The sequence below is a fragment of the Flavihumibacter sp. CACIAM 22H1 genome (genome assembly GCF_001601815.1).
Classification (GTDB): Bacteria; Bacteroidota; Bacteroidia; order Chitinophagales; family Chitinophagaceae; genus Flavihumibacter.
Map to the genome: position 1 here is coordinate 1 of NZ_LUKG01000162.1, position 2,349 is coordinate 2,349.

General features: G+C 45.7%; 4 protein-coding genes. All 4 read right to left on the reverse strand.

The features are described 5' to 3' along the window. Window positions 1-39 precede the first annotated feature (39 nt). Genes queD through A1D16_RS21555 form a run of 4 tightly spaced genes read right to left on the reverse strand, consistent with a single transcriptional unit; the run spans window position 40 to window position 2,280 of the window. Window positions 40-396 carry a 6-carboxytetrahydropterin synthase QueD gene (queD, locus tag A1D16_RS21540; protein ID WP_290713774.1) on the reverse strand — a complete coding sequence of 119 codons (357 nt, stop codon included), beginning with the start codon at window positions 394-396 and terminating at the stop codon, window positions 40-42. A gap of 43 nt (window positions 397-439) precedes the next feature. Continuing rightward, window positions 440-1,129 (reverse strand): hypothetical protein, encoded by a 690-nt coding sequence (locus tag A1D16_RS21545; protein WP_290713777.1) that lies wholly within the window; start codon window positions 1,127-1,129, stop codon window positions 440-442. A 34-nt stretch (window positions 1,130-1,163) separates the two neighbouring features. Next, window positions 1,164-1,712, reverse strand: coding sequence for a thioredoxin domain-containing protein (locus tag A1D16_RS21550; RefSeq protein ID WP_290713779.1), 549 nt, complete (start codon window positions 1,710-1,712; stop codon window positions 1,164-1,166). 49 nt (window positions 1,713-1,761) lie between these two features. Next, window positions 1,762-2,280 carry a YdeI/OmpD-associated family protein gene (locus A1D16_RS21555; RefSeq protein ID WP_290713782.1) on the reverse strand — a complete coding sequence of 173 codons (519 nt, stop codon included), beginning with the start codon at window positions 2,278-2,280 and terminating at the stop codon, window positions 1,762-1,764. Window positions 2,281-2,349: the final 69 nt, after the last annotated feature.

The following is a 2,349-nucleotide window of genomic DNA, read 5'->3' on the forward strand; positions in this document are numbered from 1 at the left end:
TTTACTGAAATTAAGCAGAAGTACAAGTTAAGAAATTGCTTACTGACCGGTATAAATAACCCCTGAACTGGGGGTTTCGTGCAACTCTATTTTTGCCAGCAGGGGTAATAAGGGTTTTACCTGGTCCCAGATATAAACAGCAATCCGTTCGCAGGTAGGATTCTCGAGTCCTTCTATTTTATTCAGGCATTTATGATCGAGCCGGTTTACCACGGGTTTTACCACTTTTTTCAGGTCAGCAAAATCCATCACCCATCCTAACACCGGATCCAGGGGGCCTTCTACCCAAACCCGCAGGCGATAGGTATGCCCATGCATTTCTTTACACTTATGCCCTTCTGGCACATTGGGTAAAAAATGAGCAGAATCAAATGTAAATTCCTTAAACAGCAACATATTTTCCAAATATGGCGCGAAGGTAGGATTAATGCAGGAAATCTTATTGGTTCAAATCATGCACCATCTTTTTCAGCTCTGTCTCATTTTTGAGATTCACCGACTGGGCGGTTTTCAGGTAATTGCTGAGCGAGGGAGATAAACCTGCGGCCAAACTAACCAGTTCTTTTTTTGATTTAGGCATTTTCACCAGCTTAGCGGCTTTTGCGTCGTAGAGATACCACTCCTGCTGGTCTATAAAGCGTTTATCATAGACACCGATGGAAACCATTTCTTCTCCCACCAGTTTTTCGAGCAGTTGCAGCAGGTGGAAATTAGGCCCCTCCTCTTCTACCCGGTAATAAAAAGTTCGATCCTGTTTACCCACGGCAGGGTACTCATTCCGGAACAGGTAGGTTTTAGGTTCTCCATTTATATCCACCGTATACCTGATTTCTTTCACCGGGTCTTTAAAGTGGAAATAGTTTTCCCCTTGCAGGAAAGCCGGCTTGTTGCTGTACAGGTCAAAATTCAGAAAATCATCTGCCCCCTTTAAGCCATTGCTGAAAATGATAGTGCCGGCTTTCCACTCGGTGGTGGCAAAGGGGGTGCCCTGTACCTGGCGGGCATTGGCAATAATGCCGCGGCCTTCCCGGTCGGTTGCAAAAACGGCCTGCACGCCCACTAGTTTTACCTGGGTAAACCCAATGGAACTCAGGAGCAGGCATAAAAAAAGGAATCCTGAATATTTCATGATTCCAATTTAGTTTTTTTTATAATGCAATGGATCAGGCTCTCTTTTTCTTAGCCGGTAATTGATCCTGCAAATGTTTGAGCAGGGCGGTAGTGGTAATTTTTCCTTCGTACAACTGGTCATTAATGAAAACCGCAGGCACTTCGCGTACGCCCTTATCTACCCCTTCCAGCAAATCAGCTCTTACCGTCCACCCGTAAACAGAGTCTACGAGTTTGGGAATCAGGTTTTTATCCTTTACGCCGGCCTCCCTTGCATATTCCTTTAAACTAATGGCTCCCAGGCGTTTGCGGTGGGTAAAGAGCAAATGATGCATTTCCCAGAACTTGCCTTCCTGTACCGCCGCCACAGCAGCTTCCGCTGCTTTATGGGCAAACTGGTGCACTTTGGTAAGTGGAAAATGCCGGTATTGAAAGCGAATCTGGTCGGGGTATTTCTCCAGTAACAGATCAATAGTTTCCTGGGCTTTGGCACAGGCTTCGCTTTCGTAATCGCCGTACATAACCAGGCGTACAGGGGCTTTTTCGCTGCCTATCCAAATGGTTTTAGGCTCAATAATTTCAACTTTGTTTGCAATTGACATAGATGCTCCTTTTTGTTTAGAGCAGTTAGTTGGTGGTAATAAGACAATTTTACCGGTCAAAAGGTTGTTTTTTGCCGGCACGGATCATTTGGCCATAATCCCATTTTTTTAACAGCGCATCCACGGTTTGGGCTACCCGCTTAACCCGGGTGGGCTCCGTTTTGGCGTCTTCAATCCATTTGGTAAAATACCGCTGGTGCCCCGGGGTAAGAGATTCAAAATAAGCCCTGGCCAAGGGTTCATCCTCCAAACAGGTCAGCAGATCCTGGTTAATACCGGGTTCTTCCGTATCCAGTTCCAGGCTTAATTTTATCGTATCCCCTTTCTTTTTACCCAATAGTTTCCGGAGATCTGCTTTCAGGGGCAGAATAAAATCTCCCCCGCCCATGGATAATAATGCCTGTCCTTTAATTTCCAACGCATCCAGCACCCCCTTTACCCGGAAGGATTTTTTGCAGCCCGGATTTAGCTGCTCTGCCTGCTGTTGCGGAATGGGAATATAGGTCCAGCCGGTTTTTTCTCCCTGCTGCTCAAACTTGGCGATCTTTGCCGTCCAGTTTATAGGCATATTTGTTTATACGGTGGTGAGAGAAGAAAGATACTTATTCATTTCTAAACACCAAGAAACCGTCAAAAA

Coding starts and splice junctions, on each gene's coding strand:
- A1D16_RS21545 (WP_290713777.1), bottom strand. CDS start 1,129: ATGAAATATTCAGGATTCCTTTTTTTATGCCTGCTCCTGAGTTCCATT.
- A1D16_RS21555 (WP_290713782.1), bottom strand. CDS start 2,280: ATGCCTATAAACTGGACGGCAAAGATCGCCAAGTTTGAGCAGCAGGGA.
- A1D16_RS21550 (WP_290713779.1), bottom strand. CDS start 1,712: ATGTCAATTGCAAACAAAGTTGAAATTATTGAGCCTAAAACCATTTGG.
- queD (WP_290713774.1), bottom strand. CDS start 396: ATGTTGCTGTTTAAGGAATTTACATTTGATTCTGCTCATTTTTTACCC.